Origin of the sequence: Metapseudomonas boanensis (assembly GCF_018704125.1) — a bacterium.
In the GTDB taxonomy this organism is placed as follows: Bacteria; Pseudomonadota; Gammaproteobacteria; order Pseudomonadales; family Pseudomonadaceae; genus Metapseudomonas; species Metapseudomonas boanensis.
In genome coordinates this window covers 1-1315 of record NZ_JAGTIS010000053.1, presented here as the reverse complement: position 1 = coordinate 1315, position 1315 = coordinate 1, and the positions used below count along the sequence as shown (strand labels likewise).

Annotated in this window: 1 protein-coding gene; it reads left to right on the top strand. The window is 63.5% G+C overall.

Translation table 11 applies throughout. The features are described 5' to 3' along the window. Positions 1–1314 (top strand): aldehyde dehydrogenase family protein (locus J7302_RS26250; protein WP_215381772.1); only part of this gene is annotated, 1314 nt, incomplete at its 5' end. Between the last annotated feature and the right edge of the window lies 1 nt (position 1315).

The window sequence follows — 1315 nt, the reverse complement described above, 5'->3', positions numbered from 1 at the left end:
GATGCCTGGGGCCGCACCTCGGTCCAGGATCGCTCGAACATCCTGCTGAAGATCGCCGATCGCATCGAGCAGAATCTCGAAGTGCTGGCTGTCACTGAAACCTGGGATAACGGCAAGGCCGTGCGCGAAACCCTCAACGCCGACATCCCGCTGGCCGCCGACCATTTCCGCTACTTCGCTGGCTGCATCCGCGCCCAGGAAGGCGGTGCCGCCGAAATCAACGAAGGCACCGTGGCCTATCACATCCACGAGCCGCTGGGTGTGGTCGGACAGATCATCCCGTGGAACTTCCCGCTGCTGATGGCCGCCTGGAAGCTGGCCCCGGCCCTGGCCGCCGGCAACTGCATCGTACTCAAGCCCGCCGAGCAGACCCCTCTGGGCATTGCGGTGCTGATGGAGCTGATCGGCGACCTGCTGCCGGCCGGCGTGCTCAACGTGGTGCAAGGCTTTGGCAAGGAAGCGGGTGAGGCCCTGGCCACCAGCAAGCGTATCGCCAAGATCGCCTTCACCGGCTCGACTCCGGTGGGCTCGCACATCCTCAAGTGCGCCGCCGAGAACATCATCCCCTCCACCGTGGAGCTGGGCGGCAAGAGCCCGAACATCTACTTCGAAGACATCATGCAGGCCGAGCCCGCCTTCATCGAGAAAGCCGCCGAGGGCCTGGTGCTGGCCTTCTTCAACCAGGGCGAGGTGTGCACCTGCCCGTCCCGCGCACTGGTCCAGGAATCCATCTACCCGGCGTTCATGGCCGAGGTGATGAAGAAGGTCAAAGCGATCAAACGCGGCAACCCGCTGGACACCGAGACCATGGTTGGCGCCCAAGCCTCGCAGCAGCAGTTCGAGAAGATCCTCTCCTACCTCGAGATCGCTCAGCAGGAAGGCGCCGAGCTGCTGGCCGGCGGTGCAGCCGAGAAACTGGAAGGCGACCTGGCCACCGGCTACTACATCCAGCCGACCCTGCTCAAGGGGCACAACAAGATGCGTGTGTTCCAGGAGGAAATCTTCGGGCCGGTAGTGGGCGTCACCACCTTCAAGGATGAAGCCGAAGCCCTGGCGATTGCCAACGACACCGAGTTCGGCCTGGGCGCCGGTCTGTGGACGCGCGACATCAATCGCGCCTACCGCATGGGGCGCGCCATCAAGGCCGGCCGCGTCTGGACCAACTGCTATCACCTCTACCCGGCTCACGCCGCCTTCGGGGGTTACAAGAAATCCGGCGTCGGCCGTGAAACCCACAAGATGATGCTCGACCACTATCAGCAGACCAAGAACCTGCTGGTCAGCTACGACATCAATCCGCTGGGCTTCTTCTGAT